The organism is Gardnerella sp. DNF01204 (assembly GCF_049244145.1).
GTDB classification, from domain to species: domain Bacteria; phylum Actinomycetota; class Actinomycetes; order Actinomycetales; family Bifidobacteriaceae; genus Bifidobacterium; species Bifidobacterium vaginale.
Genome location: NZ_CP058379.1, coordinates 1,369,349 through 1,385,568, shown reverse-complemented (window position 1 = coordinate 1,385,568; position 16,220 = coordinate 1,369,349). Strand labels below are relative to the sequence as shown.

Sequence of the window (16,220 nt, the reverse complement as noted above, 5' to 3'; positions counted from 1 at the left end):
ATTTGCTGTGTTATTCCACGGCATTTGTTTTCGCTCTGGCTTTATTTGACCACATTTGCAGGAAAAATGTAAGGCGATTGGAGTTGCGTTAAAAATTACGTAAGTAGCTCTGTAGTTCAGTATGCCATATTTAGTACGTGTAGCATTGCGTATGTCGCCTGATATTACCTAATGCCAGTAGTACGCTGTCATTATCGCAGTGGTGTGCTATCTCGCTACCAGTACCCAGATCATTTAACGGCATCTATTTGTAGCACCTATATCTCTGTAGATTATACCTCCGTAGCCTACAGTTCTATAGCTTTACAGATATAACAATGCTCCGTGGTTGAAGAGTTGTCGTAAATTTTGCGAACCCTTTTATCACGGAGCATATGTATATTATTTATTCAATTTTAATATTTGTTGCACCACCAACGTTTAGTCGCGCTTCTTCCTGCGAATAATGACTGCGAGTGCAGCACCTATTGCGCCTGCGAGTGCAGCAACAGTGCTTGCTGCAGCAATTGCAGAGCCTGTATTGGTTAACTTTGATTGCGCAACATGACCGGAGGAGTGATGTGCAGGAGACTTAGGAGCTTGTAACTGAGTGTTATTGCTCTTATTCCTGTTGTTTTCACTGTTGCCAGTGTGTTCATCAGAATCATGAGAACCAGATTCATGTTCTGGGGTTGGCGCAGGTGCTGGTTCCGGTGTCGGTGCCGGTTCCGGCGTTGGTGTTGGTTTCTTGGTTGGGTTATTTCCTACTTTACCGTTTGCCTTGTTGGATGGTTGACCATTCTTCTTGGCTTGCGCGGTAATCGTACTACCATCCTTGATTTGGGTTGCAGGGATGGTGACTTTACCAGTCTTAGGATCAACAGTCACGCCGGTTGGAGTGTTACCGTCAATAGTCCAGTTACCATTCTTATCTTTCTTCACGGTAATTGTTACAGGAGTCGTTGTATCGCCTTCTGGAGTATACGTGATTTCGAGAGTATCGGCATCTGCTGGTGGGGTAACAGTTGCAGAGCCCTGCTCGGCACCATCTTGTGGCGTGAGTATAGTCGGCTCACCCGCAGGCGTTGGCGTTGGTTCTGGTGCAGGCTTCTCCTTTTCGCCAACTTTAGCAGTTACCACTTCTGACTTGCTCTTGCCAGTCTTATCGCTACTGTCTTCTGATTGCGCAGTAATAGTGCTACCGCTCTTAATCTTGTTTGCTGGAATCGTAACAACGCCAGTTTGCGGATTAACAGTCACGCCTTCTGGAGCGTCTCCGTCAATCTCCCACTCATGCTTGTCGCCTTCAGCAACAACAGTAATCGTTGCGGTTGTTTCACTGCCTTCTGGAGTGTAAGTAACTACAACCTTGTTCACGCGCGTATCCGTGAGATCAGGCGTCACGCTAGCACCACCCTCGGCTGGAGTGTCAATCTTTGGCTTAGTTATATTTCCGCTGACAGTAATATTTACACTATCGCCTGTCTTTGCACCATCACCCTTACCGTTGGTTGGTGTGAGGGTGACGATGGCACCAGGCTTTTGCTTGTCGATAGTAATAGTGAAGTTGCCATGAGCATCTGCAGTACCAGTTCCGATTTGCTTTCCATCTTTGTCGGTAACAGTTACTGTTGCGCCCGGAAGAGTCTTTCCAGTGATGATCTGTTTAGTAGAATCATCTGGATTATCTTTCAGTGTTTGCTCGCTAATCTGTGGAGTCTTAAAGCCAGTCACAGCAGTAGCAGGATCAGATGGTTTGTCCGTCTTGTTCTTAGATACTGCAGTAATAGTACTGCCATCCTCCAAATTCTTTGCTGGAATCGTAACAACGCCAGTTTGCGGATTAACAGTCACGCCTTCTGGAGCGTCTCCGTCAATCTTCCACTTACCATTGTTATCCTTCTTAGCAATAATTGTGCGAACTGGCTGTTCTGGACCATTGATTGAATTTGGCTTAGCATTGATTTCAATTTTCACAACCGTTGTGTCATCAGTTGGCGGAGTTACAGTTACGTTTCCGTCGTTCTTCTGGTTGTCGGTTGGTACCGTAATCGTTGGCTTTTGTGGCTTAGCTGTGACGATTACAGTAGTTGCATCACCATCAACTCCACCCTTGCTTGGAACAAGCTTGAGTGTTGTGCCAGGGGTCTGATGAGGAACATCAACGGTAAAGTTGCCATCTTTATCTACAGTGACAGTTATTTCTTTATCGCCATCCTTCAATGCGGTGCCATTGCTGTTTTGAACCTTGATAGTGGCTTCAGGAGTTCCCTTACCAGTAATAGTTGTCTTGCCATTATCTGCAGAACCTTTATCACCAGGCTTGTTTTCGGCTTTACCATCGTTGATAAATGGCTTGTTCTGTGCCACAACGTTTACTGTTACTGGTACGTTCACAGGATTTGCGATACCCGGAATAGTTACCACGACAGTGCCGCTCTTATTGTTTCCAGCTGTCTTGGTATCTGGAGTACCGTTAGTTGCCCAAGCAAACTTGGTTCCGTTAGGTAACTCATCCTTATTGGCAATGCTGTTTTCTGCGCTTGGAGAATCACCAACATGTACGCTCACCGTTTTACCGGCTGGATTTGGCACAACGAACACATTGACTGAAATGTCAACATCTGGCTCGCCTGGCACCTTAACGGTCACAACGCCTGGTTGGTTGCCAGTCTTTGATGTATCAGGCTTCTTCTTCCAAGAAATACTAGCATCCTTAGGTAGATCCTTATGATTCTTAATAACATCCTCTGGCTTAGGAGTAGTGTCAGTTGTGTCACCATTCTTCTTTTGCAACACAGTTACGTCGTTTGCGACAGGTTCTGGTGTCACAGTAATTGTTACTGGCACTTCTTGAGGTGCTTGCCCTGGAATCTTGACAATCACTGTGCCACTAGCAGTGCCTGGCTTGTCGGTCTTTGGAGCAGCATCCTTCTTCCACTCGAAGGTGGTTCCCTTAGGGAGTTTGGTGCTGTTATCAATGCTGTTCTTAGGATCAGGATTGCTGTTCTGTGCAACGGTGGTTACCTTTGCTATAGGCACAGGGTTTACGTTCACAGTTACAGGAACATCAATCGTATAACCAGACTTGCCATTTACACCTGGAATGGTGACTTTTACTTTACCGCCTGTCTTTTCTCCAACGGTATCTGTAGTTGGTTTGCCACTATCTTCCCACTCGAACGTAGTGCCATTAGGGAACTTACTCTTATCGCTAGAATCCTTAATAGCATCCTTAGCTTCTGGCAGTGTGCCATTTTGTGGAACGTTCACAACATTCGCTTCTGGCTTTGGCAAAACGTTCACTGTTACAGGAACATCTACAGGGGATTGACCTGGGAGGGTAACAATAATCTTGCCATTCTTTGCGCCAGGATTGTTAGTATCTGGTTTATCTTCAGGTTTCCACTCGAACGTAGTGCCATTAGGGAACTTACTAGTATCGTGAGAATCCTTAATAGCATCCTTAGCTTCTGGCAAATCCTTGCCCTGTGGCACGTTGACTTCAGATGCACTTGGGTCAACAACTTTAACCGTTACTTCAACTTCTTGAGGAGTATCAGATCCAGGAATAGTAATCTTTACTTTGCCTTTTACGCTGTTACCTTCCTTAGATGTGTCTGGTTTTCCGTTGTTATCCCACTCGAACTTAGTGCCATTAGGGAACTTATCCTTATTGGCAATGCTGTCCTCTGGCTTAGGCTCCACGCCCTTTGGCACAGTCACAACTTTAGCTGTAGCAGTTGGAGACTTAATAGTTACAGGCACGTTGATAACAGTTGTTGATCCATCCGGATATGTAACTGTTACAGGCACCTCAAACTTTCCAGCCTTATCTCCATTAGGGATCTTAGACTTATCTCCCTCAGCAATAGAGTAAGTTGGCTTATTTGTTTCGTTCGTTGGCCAGGTAGGAACACTTACTTTGCCGATAATTTCGTCGTCCGAAGGCTTTTGACCATTATCTTTTTCAAGATTATCTGCCTTAGGTGGGTAAAGTTCAGACTGCTTATTGCTAATAGTTACTGGCACGTCAACAATGTCAGTCGTGCCATCTGGGTAGGTGACTTTAACCTTAACAGTAGAGTTTCCAGGAGTCTTACCATCTGGAAGCTTTGTGTTAGGCTCGTTCAACTCAATCTTTGGTTGTTCCTTTGAATCTTTTGACCAATTAGGAACAGTTACATTGCCTGTTACATCATCAGATGTAACCTGCTTGCCAAACGGCTTAACAACAGGTGTTACCTTTGGCTCGAAAGTATCCGACTGCTTGTTCTTAATAGTCACATCAACAGTAACTTCATCAGTTGTGTTATCCGGGTACGTGACTTTAACCTTAACGTGATAAGTGCCAGGCTTTGTGCCGTCTGGAATATCCTCATCTTTGCTGGTGATGGTGACTTTTGGCTTATCGCCATCCTTCTTTGGCTTAAAATCAGGAACAGTTACAGCCTTCTTAACAGCTTCCTTGGTCTTTTCTTTATCAGTACCATACGGCTCTTCTACAGGGTCAACTGCAGGAGTGTTTGCAGTGGCATCGGTATCTGTAACTACTACAGGCACTTGCACAACAGTGCTGGAACCATCTGGGTATGTGACCTTAACAGGTACGTTAGTTGTGCCAGTCTTATCTGTAGTTGGTAGAGGAGTTTTTGGATCTACAAGCTCTACTTTTGTTTTAGATTTATCTGGAGTCTTGCCATCAACTGTAGAAGTCTTCACAGCATTCTTAATGTCTTCAGCAGTAGGTGCTGGATCATTACGCTTCTTGTTGATAGCTTCTGCGCCTGGTTTGTAGGTCTCGTTATCTGGCTCGCCAACTGTTACAGGAACTTCCACGTGATCCTCAGAACCGTCAGGATACTTAACAGTAACCTTAACGTTTACGGTTCCAGGAGTCTTAGTGTCGATAGGTGTTTGACCTTTATCAACTGTAATTGTTGTACCATTTGGTTTATTTGGAACAGTGACTTTAGCAATGATGTCATTGTCAGAAGGGCCACTTTCTCCATACTTCTTAGTGATTCCGCCGTCAACCTTTGGCGTATGAGTTTCACTTTGAGGCTTTCCTACAGTAACCTTTACTGTTGCGTGATCTTTAGAGCCATCCTTATATGTAATGGTTACAGGAATATCGAAAGTACCAGGCTGAGTGCCATCTGGAACAGTCTTAGCTTTGTCGTCAATAGCAATACTTGCGCCGTCTGGAAGCGTTATATCTTTGCCTTGCTTATCTTTACCAAAGCTAATACCTTTATCCTTGCCAACGCCGGTAATCTTGCTGGATATACCTGCATTCGGCGTCTTATTGTAGTCAATGTTAATTGTTTGACCTTCTGGCGTGTAATCCTTGTTTTGTGGATCCAAAACTTTAACAGTTACTGTTGCAACGTCACTAGAGCCATCCGAATACTTAACCTTAACCTGCACTTTGCTTTCGCCAGGCTTATCGGTGCTTGGAACGTCTTTTGTGTTGACGATTTCTACTGTTGGATTTTGCTTTGGAGAGTTTCCATTCCACGTCAAGCCATTGCCATCGCCAAACGACTTAATCTTATTTGCAATATCTTCCTTAGAATTCCAATGAACAGTAATCGTCCTGCCAACAGGGTCGTAGTTGTTAGACTCCCTATTAACGACAATAGGCACTTCAATCTTGCTGGAAGATCCATCTGGATATTTAACAGTTACAGGAACAGTGTAATTTCCATCATCTGTAGGAATTTTTCCAACTTCAAATGTTATACCAGTCTTATCGATTGGCGTATTTGGATTATCATATTTTGTTATTGTGATCGCGTTGGTAATTGCGTTGTTATCCTTAGGATTATCAACTTGCTTAGCAGTAGCAGTATGCTCTTCAGCATCCGTGTACACGGAGATTTGAACCTTAAGCTTAGACTCGTTGCCAGCTTCGTCTGTAACAACAAGCTCACGAGACCACTTGTTATCGGACGAATTAGTTATACTCGCATCTCGTTTTGCAGTGCCCTTAATATGAATAGTCGCAGGCTTTTCTGCAGAATTCCCGTTTTGATTGTCAATAGTGATTTTTCCGTCATGACCTGGGAATGTTGCTATTGTTGCACTCTTAATCTTTCCGCTGTTGTCATAAGCGTTGATATCAATGCTGAACGGTTTGCCATTATGCACCTTGAACTGGTAGTACTCAGCTGTTTTCTCAGTGTCTGCTCTCTTTGCCTTATTGGTACTAGGTGTGTTAATAACAGGCGCGATATCGTCCTTAACGGTAACGGTTGTAGTAACGTCTTTAGTTGAACCGTCCTTAAATGTTATGCGAACTTTAGCATCTTTCTGCTCGCCAGGCTTATTCCAATCTGGTTCCTTAGCCCAAGAGTAGGTAGCGTCGCTAGGTAGTTTCTTTAGATCATCTGCATTAATACCGCTCTTAGGATCTGGATGCTTTGTGCCGCTGCCCATGTTGTACGTAACAGGCGTGCCTTTAACATCACCATATTTGTCGGATTGCGGCTTAACAATAAACTTAACAGTTACTTCATTAAGATTGCCCGAAGGATCCACCGCTTTTAAGGTACGCGTATACTCGCCAGGCTTAGTGTTGAGCGGAGTAGTGCCATCAAGCGTCAAAGTCTTAGGATCTGTAGTTGTGCCAGTTCCGGTAGGAGCTTTTTCTGTTTCTCCTGGAGTTTTAGGCGTTAAAGTAAGAGTTGTAACGTTGCCACTGTTGTCTGTTGCAGTAATCTTAATATCGTTCTTATCACCGCGGTATGTAGTAATAGTAAATACTGGTGGGTATTTTGGACCATCTGGATATCCAGGATCAATGGTGTTATATGTACCACCGTCGCCCTTTTGATGAATCGCAACTTTAGGACTTTCGTTATCCCTAACAGTTACCTTAACGTCAACAGTTTCAACGCGTGGGTGATTTTTGTCGTTAGTAGGAATAGTTACAATAACTTTTCCAGTCTTTTCCTTGCCAACAGTGGAAGTGTCTGGAGTTCCGCCAGTTTCAGTGCTCCACTTGAAGGTTGCGCCTGCTTTTTTAAGCTTTCTTCCGTTGGCAATAGCTTTTTCGGCGTCTTTTTCGTCTAGCTTGTGACCTAAGTCAACAGCAATATTCTTTGACTTAATGTCTTCTTTTTTCTCCACTTTTACAGTCACAGTTTTTTCTGTTTTGTGACCAGCAGCATCAGTTGCGGAGAACGTAAGAGTATAAGTGCCAACTTCTTCAGGCTTCAAGCCGGAGAAGCTATAAGTGAAAACCTTTTCCTTATCACTATTCTTCGTGTAATCAGTTTTTGCACGCGCTGCGACAACCATCATCTTACTGAAATCATTTCGAGCAAAAGCCATCGTTGCTGTTGCTGTGTCAATAGACTCAATCTTTACATCATCTTTTGCAGTAAGCTGAATCTTCAGATCTTCGCCAACTTTTACGGTAATGCTATCTTTATCGGCAGTAAGCGTTGGAGCTTTGTCATCCTTAGTAGCCTTCTTAGCGTCGCTTGCGTCAGAGCTTACGGAATCTGCAGTAGTAGTTACTGCAGTAATGCTTCCTTCAGGAATGCCATTAGCAACTGTAATCGTAACTTTGCCATCGTTGCCAACTTTTCCAGTTCCAATTTGATTGCCCTTGCTATCTTTAAGCGTTACAGTGCTTCCTTCGGTGCCGGGGCCTGCATTAACTACAACTTCCTTGCCCTTTACGCCTGCAACACCAGTCAAATCAGTTTCAATCTTAGGCTTTTGAGGGCGAACCGTGAAAGTAACCTTTTCTTCCGCTGTGCTGCCGTCATTAAACGTGACTTTAGCAGTGTAAGTTCTTTTTCCTGCAACAGCTGTGGAAGGCTCGCCATTAACCCACTCTGCACTCTTGATGTTATCTTTAACCTTCTTATCGGTTATACCAAGATATTCCTTAGCGTCAACCTTGTTTTCTGTTTTAGTAAGAGTGTCGCCAACATTTACTTTAACTTCGTGATCTTTCAGCTCGCTTTTGTGTTGCAATGCGAGCGGCTTTCTGACAATTACAGGAATCGTAACAATATGGTACGAATTGTCTGAATATATTACTTTTGCTGATGTGGATGTTGTAGCAGTATCTTTCCCATTAAAAGCTATATCTGGTAGTTTAGTCTCTGGGAAAGTATTGAAATCTAGTTGTCCACCGCCTTCAATATTAGAAACATGTTTCTTTAATTCTTCATTAGTTGCCTTATGTCCCCAATCAACAGTAATCGGTGTAGTGGTTGGAGCCTTGTACTTCTGGTTCAGGTTCTTAAGATGTACAGTGACTCTCTTTTCTGCTTTGTTTCCAGAAGCGTCGGTTGCAGAGACAGTAACCGTGTAGTCAGTATTTGCTGGCGTGTTGCCGTTCTTATATTCAAACTTAACTCTATTAACAACATGGTTGTGATGCTTAGCTTCAGTTGCTTCCATGCCATTACTGTTTTCAGTGACATCTCCATTACCGTTAGGAAGACCCTTAACTGAGAAGCTATTAACCTTTCCGCTGTCATCTGATGTGCCGAAAGTGATTGTAGGAATATCTCCCTGATACACGGTAATGCTGTTGTTGGAGTCGTCAATCTCCTTGCCGTTTAAATACAGCTTTGGAGGGATTTTATCGCTTTTTGTGCGCTTAAGATTTTGTTCAGTCCAGCGCTCGCGACCAGAAATAAAGGTGTATGCTGAGTTAGTCGTTCTACCATAAGTACTTGTATTTGCCCATGTATAAGCATCTTGAATGTCGTCAAGAGTGACTCCTTGACGTAATTTTACTTTGCAATGCATGTGTACTGCATAGTCGACGTTTGTAGTTCTTAAGCCGATGCCGTAGCTCTTGCCGCTATATACGCCTCTCAATGTTGTAGCATTGCTAATAACCCCGTCGCCTGCATTATTGTGGAAAGTATCACTCAAATCTTGCTTGTTGCTGTTTCCTCCTCTTATGCCTAAGGTTATTTTGTATAAAGAGTTTCCAAGGTGCTGGTCATCTTGCAAGGGGTTATTAAGATTTTTTGACTGGCTATTTTCTTTAGTGAATAATGAAAAATCGCGTGAAAGAACAGCGTTTGTTGTTTGTGGACTAGTGCCATTTCGTTTATAAAAATCAAAGCTTAAATCACTTAATGTGTCTCCATTGTAATAACCATTATTTAAGTCAGCAACTGCAAAAGGAATTTGCCAAACATACTGTTGTTGTTTGGAAGCGCCAGTCATATCTTTACCGTCGTTGTTAAAGAACACATCGAAGATTAGGTACTGGTCGTTTCCGTTCTTTTCAAGATGTGCATACATATCCGATTTCTTGGTGGTGTTATCGTAATCACCTAAACCGTCGGATCCTATTTGACCGATTGTTCCATTGCTGTTAGCAAAGCGATACCTTTGGAACTCAAGAATATTCGGCGTATGTAGCCAAGGAGTAGTGTCTGCGTTACGCACTTCTTGCGCGAAAGCTGCCGTAGTTGGAGGAAGAAGAATATTAGAGGATGCGAGGATTGGCTGACCACCCAAGCAGGTTGCTGCAGTGAGAACTGTGGCAAGTGTGCTCAATGAAACCTTGCGCATGGTTGCATACGCAGAAGATGAATCAACGTTTTTAAACGAGCTCTCAACTTGCTCGCGTGCATGCTTTTTGCGGTTGTTATTTGCCATAATAATCCGTAATCCTTTATTCTTGTGCTTCTTAATTTAACGTTCCTTAATGTGTGTCGTATATAAACTTGTGTCTAGTTCTTCTTCAAATACGAATTCTGTGTTTGCATAAAGCAACGGTAGACAATAAGTACGCTTATATACATGCTGCATAATATTATATCGTATTTTTACTATTTTGTCGTAATTTTTTTATTGTTAAGTGTTCCATAACTGTAAAATTTCCTGCGGGGGGGGGGGGGTGCTCTATGTATAAAATATTGTCATAAAGACGGATTGTTTAAAATTATCTAAAATTTTATCGTTTTATAGTAATTTATTCGCATATGAATTAATCACACTTGTAGCGTTTCTTGTACACATGCTTAAGCAGGTCGTAGCGGCGTAATTTTCTGGCGTTTGCTGTCGTTTTTGTAGTTTTGGAAAACATTTGCCGGTGACTTTTTCGGCGTTTGCTACTGCAGTAAAAGCGTGCAAGTGATTGTTGATTTAAATATATTTTATACAAGATTTTATATAGTATTTTTGCGTAGAACATAAAAAAGTATGTATATGTACTAAAAGTAGGTGTGTATGATTGCAGGAATAGGGCACGACTTGGTAAACGTTGCGCAGTTTGCTGAGCAGATGCATGATGGCGATGGTTGGCGTGCTCTGTTTTCTCAGAGAGAGCTTAGACAGTGCGCCATGCGAGCGCACTCAAAAAACGACGCTGAGGCGATGCATATTGCAGCGCGCTGGGCTGGAAAAGAGGCGGTTATAAAATCTTGGTGTGAGGCTTTATCTTCGTTTGAAGATGCAAAATATCCTTACACGCTAGATAACACACCGTGGGCGAGTATTGAGATTTTAGATGATTCTTATGGTTGCCCAAGTGTTCATCTTGATGATGCTGTTAATGAAAAGCTTATGCAATCTTTAGGCACGGTTCCTATGATTAATGCACAGAATGGCTTTTCTATTAGATGGCATGTTTCTTTGAGCCACGATGGTTTGCTTGAAGACGCATCTGCAATCGCATCTGCGTTTGTGATTCTAGAAATAGCTTAGATATTTTGCAATTTGCACTGTATGGTTTTGTGTATTTTTCCCGCGTTTGTTGTCGTATTTGCATAAAAAGGGAACAAACGCGAGAATGTTAATAGTGTGCTACAACGCTCTTGAGAATCTAAGTGGAGTGTCGTTAGTTGTTTTATGTCAAAATCATCTGTATAATTGTTCGAGTCGCTGTTTTGGGGTCTTATAAAAATTCCATTACGTGCAATTGCGGATGTAGCTCAATGGTAGAGTATCAGTCTTCCAAACTGATGACGCGGGTCCGATTCCCGTCATCCGCTCCACTTGATTTCTGTGATTTCTTTGATTCCGATTGTTCTAAATATATCGTGATTAGTCATAGTTATTTTTGTGTTTTTTCGTTATTCTGATTTGCGATTTGTTTCTTTACTGTTTGCGCATATTGCTATGGTTGTATGAGGTAAAAACACGTAAAAGCATATCTCTGGAGGAGTTGTGGGACAAATTATTGTACGTGTAATTGCAAGTTTAGTTTCTGTTGCTGCTGCATTTGTTATGAACGTTTCTCCATCTATTAATGTTGAAGGACGTGGTGTTTTTGAAGGCTCTGCTTCTAGTTCATCAAGAAGTTCATTAAGAAGTGCCAAAAATAATGCAATAAAAAGTGCAGATAATGGGAATAGTAATTCTGCTGAAGATAATCGTTTGAATGGTTTTGCCGATGGTGATGCCAATAATCCTGATTTTAAGTTGCCTTCAAAAGTGGCGTCGTCATTTAAGAATAGTGACGAAGTAGTTTCTTCAAAATATGCTCTTACATCTACTGGTCATTTGAAATCTCTTAAAACTGGCGATATTGTTACTGATCCTAAAATTATTGGCACTAAAGACAAGCAGCCAGATCCTCTTGCTAAGAGCGATGGAAGACGTTTTACGCCTATTACTGTTGGAGATTTGCGAAAAGCAATTAAGCGCTACAATTCTACGAATTCTGCCAATCCTTCCAAAGTTCGTCTAATAAGCTCAAATCAGCCTATTCCAGACGAGTCTAAATCTTCTGCTAAAGCAAAAGATTCAACAATATTGTCTTCTAAAACAGCCACAACAACTGATGGTATTGTTCGCAAAGCCTATTTGCCTGTAACAAATTATGGTGTGGAATGGGAAGATTACAATGGTTCTCAATCATTCTTTGATGGCAACGGAAACATGTTTGCTTATAACGCTAGGGGTGTTATAGATGTTTCTGAACATCAGCACGAAATTGATTGGGCTGCTGCTAAAGCCGCTGGAGTAGAAGGTGCGATAATTCGCATCAGCTACGGTTGGGATAATGGTTACGACAAGTATGCTGTGCGAAATATTAACGAATGCAAGCGTTTAGGTATTCCTTTTGGAGTTTATGTTTATTCCTACGCTGAAACGCCTTCTGATGGCGCTTCCGAAGGTGCCGATGTGGCAAGGCTTTTGCAAGGTGCTGGAGTTAATCCAAGTGACCTTTCATACCCTGTTTACTACGATTTGGAAAGATGGGAGTGGGCAGGGCATCAACCACCTACTGATCCATACGTTTATCAGAATATTGTTGCATCGTGGTGGAATCAGCTGGCTTCTGCTGGATACACTAATCTAGGTGTTTATTCTTATGCTAATTATTTAAACGGTCCGCTTAATTCCCAATATATTCACGATCGTACAAGCTGGGTTGCTAGCTATGGTGCCACTACGCTTTTTAACATTACAACACCATTAGGCGGCTGGCAGTACACTTCTAGCGGTTCTGTATCTGGAATTCAAGGTAATGTTGATTTAAATGCATTTGGTACTAGGCCAACTACGCCTACAAGCCGCGCTCACATCGATTTTACGTGGATTATTCGCAGTGATGATATAGCTGTAGGTGCCGCAGCAAGTAGTAGTATTTACAATCATATGGAATATCGCTGGCTTGCTTACGATTTGCTTAATAAGCAGTGGAAGACTATTTCTGACTGGTCTGTTAGCAATTGGGCTTCTTGGGTGACAAGCAACGGTGATTATTGGCTTCACTGTGATGTTCGTGATTCGTTCACTAAGAAGCCTTTGGGTAACAAAACCATTGCTTTCCATTATGAGATTCAAAATGCACCGGCTCCTGTTTTTACAGGTGATACCGTGATTTCTGGCACTTATGCGGCTTGGCGTGGTAGCAATGTTTTACTAGGTGCTACTACAAATAATCCTAATGGTTATACGATTATCAAAATATATGACTATAACGCCAAACAATGGGTGAGCCAATTTAAGGGTCCATGGGCTTTGTGGAGTCCTAAACCTGGAATTTATTGGACACATTTTGAAGCCTACACATCTAATGGTACACTCAAAGATACTAAGACTTATGCTTTTGGAGTGTAGTTTTAGACTAAGAGTTAATATTTTCTTTGGTTGTTTCGTTTAAGAGAAAAATGGACCAGGTGCAATAGCATTTGGTCCATTTTTGTGCGCGAGATGGGACTTGAACCCACATGTCGTAAGACACAGGAACCTAAATCCTGCGCGTCTACCATTTCGCCACTCGCGCTTAAATCGCCTAAAACAAGCGAAAAAGAAACTTTAAGAGCCACTTGACAGAATCGAACTGTCGACCTTCTCATTACGAGTGAGACGCTCTACCGACTGAGCTAAAGTGGCAATTTGCCCGAGAAGCATTCGCGACTCGCGCACAAATCAAATACTATATATTAATATTTGCAATTTGTCTAGCATGACGCGCCGCAAATGTTCGCATGTGTTCTAGTCAAAGTGTATTTCTGTCCGCTTTTGTGAGTATCTTGGCAATTGGAAGATAGTGATGCACAAGTTCCACTTTGCGCGCATTTACACGTGTTTACTTTATAGTTCACTGTGATTCTCGATGATTATTGTGATTAAAACGTGTTCGAGTGTGCCTAAAGATTGATAAAACAAGGCATCACGTCACTTCATTCAAGATGAAAGGACCAAGAAATGGCCATCAATCCACCAGTTGACGCCGTTAAAACACCTGAATGGGCTGCTTTGCAGAAGCACTATGATGAATTGCAGTCCGAAGGCGTGAGCCTGAAGAAGTGGTTTGCTCAGGATGCAAATCGCGTGGATAAGTTGAGCTTCGAAGCTGGAGACCTCCACTTCGATCTTTCTAAGAATTTGATTAAGCCAGAGACGCTTAAGCTTTTCGCCGACCTTGCAAAGGCAGTTAAGCTTGATGAGCGCACTAAGGCGATGTACACTGGCGTGCACATTAACAACACCGAAGATCGTGCAGTATTGCACACCGCTTTGCGTCGTCCAGCCGAAGATGCTGGTAAGTTCATGGTAGACGGTCAAGATACCGTTGCCGACGTGCGTGAAGTGTTGGGTCGCATTTACGATTTTGCTAACGAAGTTCGCTCCGGCGCTTGGAAGGGCATTACTGGCAAGAACATCAAGACCGTTGTAAACATTGGTATCGGCGGCTCTGATTTGGGTCCAGTAATGGTTTACGAAGCCTTGAAGCCATATGCTGACGCTGGAATTAGCGCTCGCTACGTTTCTAATATCGATCCAAATGATATGGCAGAGAAGACCAAGGATTTGGATCCAGAAACCACGCTTTTCATCATTGTTTCCAAGACTTTCACCACTTTGGAGACTTTGACCAACGCTCGTACCGCTCGTACCTGGTTGCTTAACAAGCTTCAGGAGAGCGGTGCTATTGACGGCAGCGACGCAAAGAAGGCTGAAGCTGTTGCAAAGCACTTCGTGGCTGTTTCCACCAACCTCGAGAAGGTTGAAGAGTTCGGCATTAACCCAACCAACGCTTTCGGATTCTGGAACTGGGTTGGCGGCCGCTACTCTGTGGATTCCGCTGTTGGCACTTCTTTGGCTGTAGTTCTTGGACCAGAGCGCTTCGAAGAGTTCTTGAAGGGCTTCCACGCAATCGATACTTACTTTGCTGAAACCCCATTCGAGAAGAATGTTGTTGTGCTTCTCGGTATGCTCAACGTTTGGTACCGCAACTTCTACAAGGTTGCTTCTCACGCTGTGCTTCCATACGATCAGTACTTGCACCGTTTCCCAGCTTATTTGCAGCAGCTCACCATGGAATCCAACGGTAAGTCTGTGCGCTGGGACGGCACTCCTGTAACAAGCGAAACCGGCGAAATCTTCTGGGGTGAGCCAGGCACCAACGGCCAGCACGCTTTCTACCAGTTGATTCACCAGGGCACTCAGCTTATTCCAGCTGACTTCATTGCTTTCGTGAACACGCCAAATCCTACTAAAGATGGCGATCAGGATGTGCACGAGCTCTTCTTGGGCAACTATCTTGCACAGACTAAGGCTCTTGCTTTCGGCAAGACTGCTGACGAAGTTCGCGCTGAAGGAACTCCAGAAGAGATTGTTCCAGCTCGCGTATTTAGCGGCAACCGTCCAACCACTTCTATCTTCGGCGAAGCTTTGACTCCATTTAGCTTGGGCGAGTTGATTGCTCTCTACGAGCACATCACCTTCGTCGAAGGCACTGTTTGGGGCTTGGATTCCTACGATCAGTGGGGTGTGGAGCTTGGCAAGCAGCTTGCAAAGCAGATTACTCCTGCAATCTCTAAGGATGACGATGCTTTGGCAGCTCAGGATGCTTCTACCCAGAGCTTGATTCGCTTCTATCGCGCTCATCGCAAGTAGTAGTGAGTGTGTAGCAATCTTATTTGATTGTTGATTTAAAGCCTCTTGTTGATTAAATCTTCAAGAGGCTTTTTCTCTAATCGACTTGCATGGGCGCTTTGACTGAGCTTGAAATTCCATAACGCATTTCAAGCTCCTTCAAAGCGTGATTTGGCTCAAATGTAAAGTCCAGTGGACTTTACATGCCAAATCAGCCGAGCGGCTACTAATAGCCGTGAGGAATAGCGTAGCGCGCGAATGCACTTCGATTCAAAAATAGGTTGACACAAGAGCAGTGATAATTTATAATGAGCACGGTCGGTAGGTAAGGCTACCACGGGGATACGGGTTGCTGCCGCAACACAGTGGAGACACTGCAAGTTGGTCAACAGTCGTTGTCGATTTCAAGGCTTCGACTAATGCAACACCACCGCCCTGCGAAGCTGAAGCTTGAACGACAAGATTAAGGTTGATTTCTTTTGATTTAAAAATCACCTTGTGTCTTCTTGCTTGCCGTCCGGTTCAATGATGATACGATGATACGGTTTTGCGTTGGCGCGCACAAGCTAGAGGAGGTGATTGCCGTGAAACATGACAGTAGCAGTAGTACCAGTTGTAATCAAAGTGCTAATACAGTTAATGCCGTTAGTGACGATTCAGACAGTATTAGTAGTAGTACGGACGTTCCCCCTGAATATACAAAAGATGAATATAAAAAACCGGCAGTCACCGCCAAAATGTTTGCGATTACAGGTTTTGCGATTAAAGATTTTATTTTATTTGATTTGTTGGGATAAGTCACCAGCAACCGCGCATTAAATAGGCGCTTCTAAAATAAAATCTAAAATTTTAAGCAAAATTTAAGATAAACGCAAAAAAATAGTGGTGATAAGCGACAAACGCGTGTAAAAATACGC

General features: G+C 43.1%; 5 protein-coding genes, 3 tRNA genes and 1 riboswitch. Of the genes, 5 read left to right on the top strand and 3 right to left on the bottom strand.

Annotation, left to right across the window (positions count from 1 at the left end):
• Nucleotides 1-420 precede the first annotated feature (420 nt).
• Nucleotides 421-9,624 carry a Rib/alpha-like domain-containing protein gene (locus HXT46_RS05480; RefSeq protein WP_421785872.1) on the bottom strand — a complete coding sequence of 3,068 codons (9,204 nt, stop codon included), beginning with the start codon at nucleotides 9,622-9,624 and terminating at the stop codon, nucleotides 421-423.
• Nucleotides 9,625-10,197: 573 nt separating this feature from the next.
• Between HXT46_RS05480 and HXT46_RS05475 the strand changes: the two genes are divergently transcribed.
• The 3 genes from HXT46_RS05475 to HXT46_RS05465 all read left to right on the top strand — a co-directional run bounded on the left by HXT46_RS05475 (nucleotide 10,198) and on the right by HXT46_RS05465 (nucleotide 13,038).
• Nucleotides 10,198-10,674: a holo-ACP synthase gene (locus HXT46_RS05475; RefSeq protein ID WP_421785870.1), complete on the top strand. Its 477-nt coding sequence runs from the start codon at nucleotides 10,198-10,200 to the stop codon at nucleotides 10,672-10,674.
• A gap of 216 nt (nucleotides 10,675-10,890) precedes the next feature.
• A tRNA-Gly gene (locus tag HXT46_RS05470) sits at nucleotides 10,891-10,964 on the top strand.
• A 172-nt stretch (nucleotides 10,965-11,136) separates the two neighbouring features.
• Entirely contained in the window at nucleotides 11,137-13,038 is a 1,902-nt protein-coding gene (locus HXT46_RS05465; RefSeq protein WP_174142921.1) for a GH25 family lysozyme, read from the top strand.
• 85 nt (nucleotides 13,039-13,123) lie between these two features.
• Here HXT46_RS05465 and HXT46_RS05460 read toward each other — a convergent pair.
• Together HXT46_RS05460 and HXT46_RS05455 are read right to left on the bottom strand one after the other, a co-directional pair.
• Nucleotides 13,124-13,204: transfer RNA gene (locus HXT46_RS05460), tRNA-Leu, on the bottom strand.
• Nucleotides 13,205-13,241: 37 nt separating this feature from the next.
• Nucleotides 13,242-13,314 (bottom strand) — tRNA-Thr (locus tag HXT46_RS05455).
• 315 nt (nucleotides 13,315-13,629) lie between these two features.
• Between HXT46_RS05455 and pgi the strand changes: the two genes are divergently transcribed.
• Together pgi and HXT46_RS05445 are read left to right on the top strand one after the other, a co-directional pair.
• Nucleotides 13,630-15,324, top strand: a complete 1,695-nt coding sequence (gene pgi / locus HXT46_RS05450; protein WP_415698234.1) for a glucose-6-phosphate isomerase — start codon at nucleotides 13,630-13,632, stop codon at nucleotides 15,322-15,324.
• A gap of 289 nt (nucleotides 15,325-15,613) precedes the next feature.
• Nucleotides 15,614-15,774: riboswitch (M-box (ykoK) riboswitch) on the top strand.
• A 113-nt stretch (nucleotides 15,775-15,887) separates the two neighbouring features.
• A complete protein-coding gene (locus HXT46_RS05445) occupies nucleotides 15,888-16,100 on the top strand; it encodes a hypothetical protein (RefSeq protein ID WP_226913173.1) in 213 nt (70 codons plus the stop codon).
• Nucleotides 16,101-16,220 lie beyond the last annotated feature (120 nt).

Bases quoted from the DNA above. Each gene is read 5' to 3' on its own strand.
- HXT46_RS05475 (WP_421785870.1), top strand. From the start codon at position 10,198: ATGATTGCAGGAATAGGGCACGACTTGGTAAACGTTGCGCAGTTTGCT.
- HXT46_RS05480 (WP_421785872.1), bottom strand. From the start codon at position 9,624: ATGGCAAATAACAACCGCAAAAAGCATGCACGCGAGCAAGTTGAGAGC.
- pgi (WP_415698234.1), top strand. From the start codon at position 13,630: ATGGCCATCAATCCACCAGTTGACGCCGTTAAAACACCTGAATGGGCT.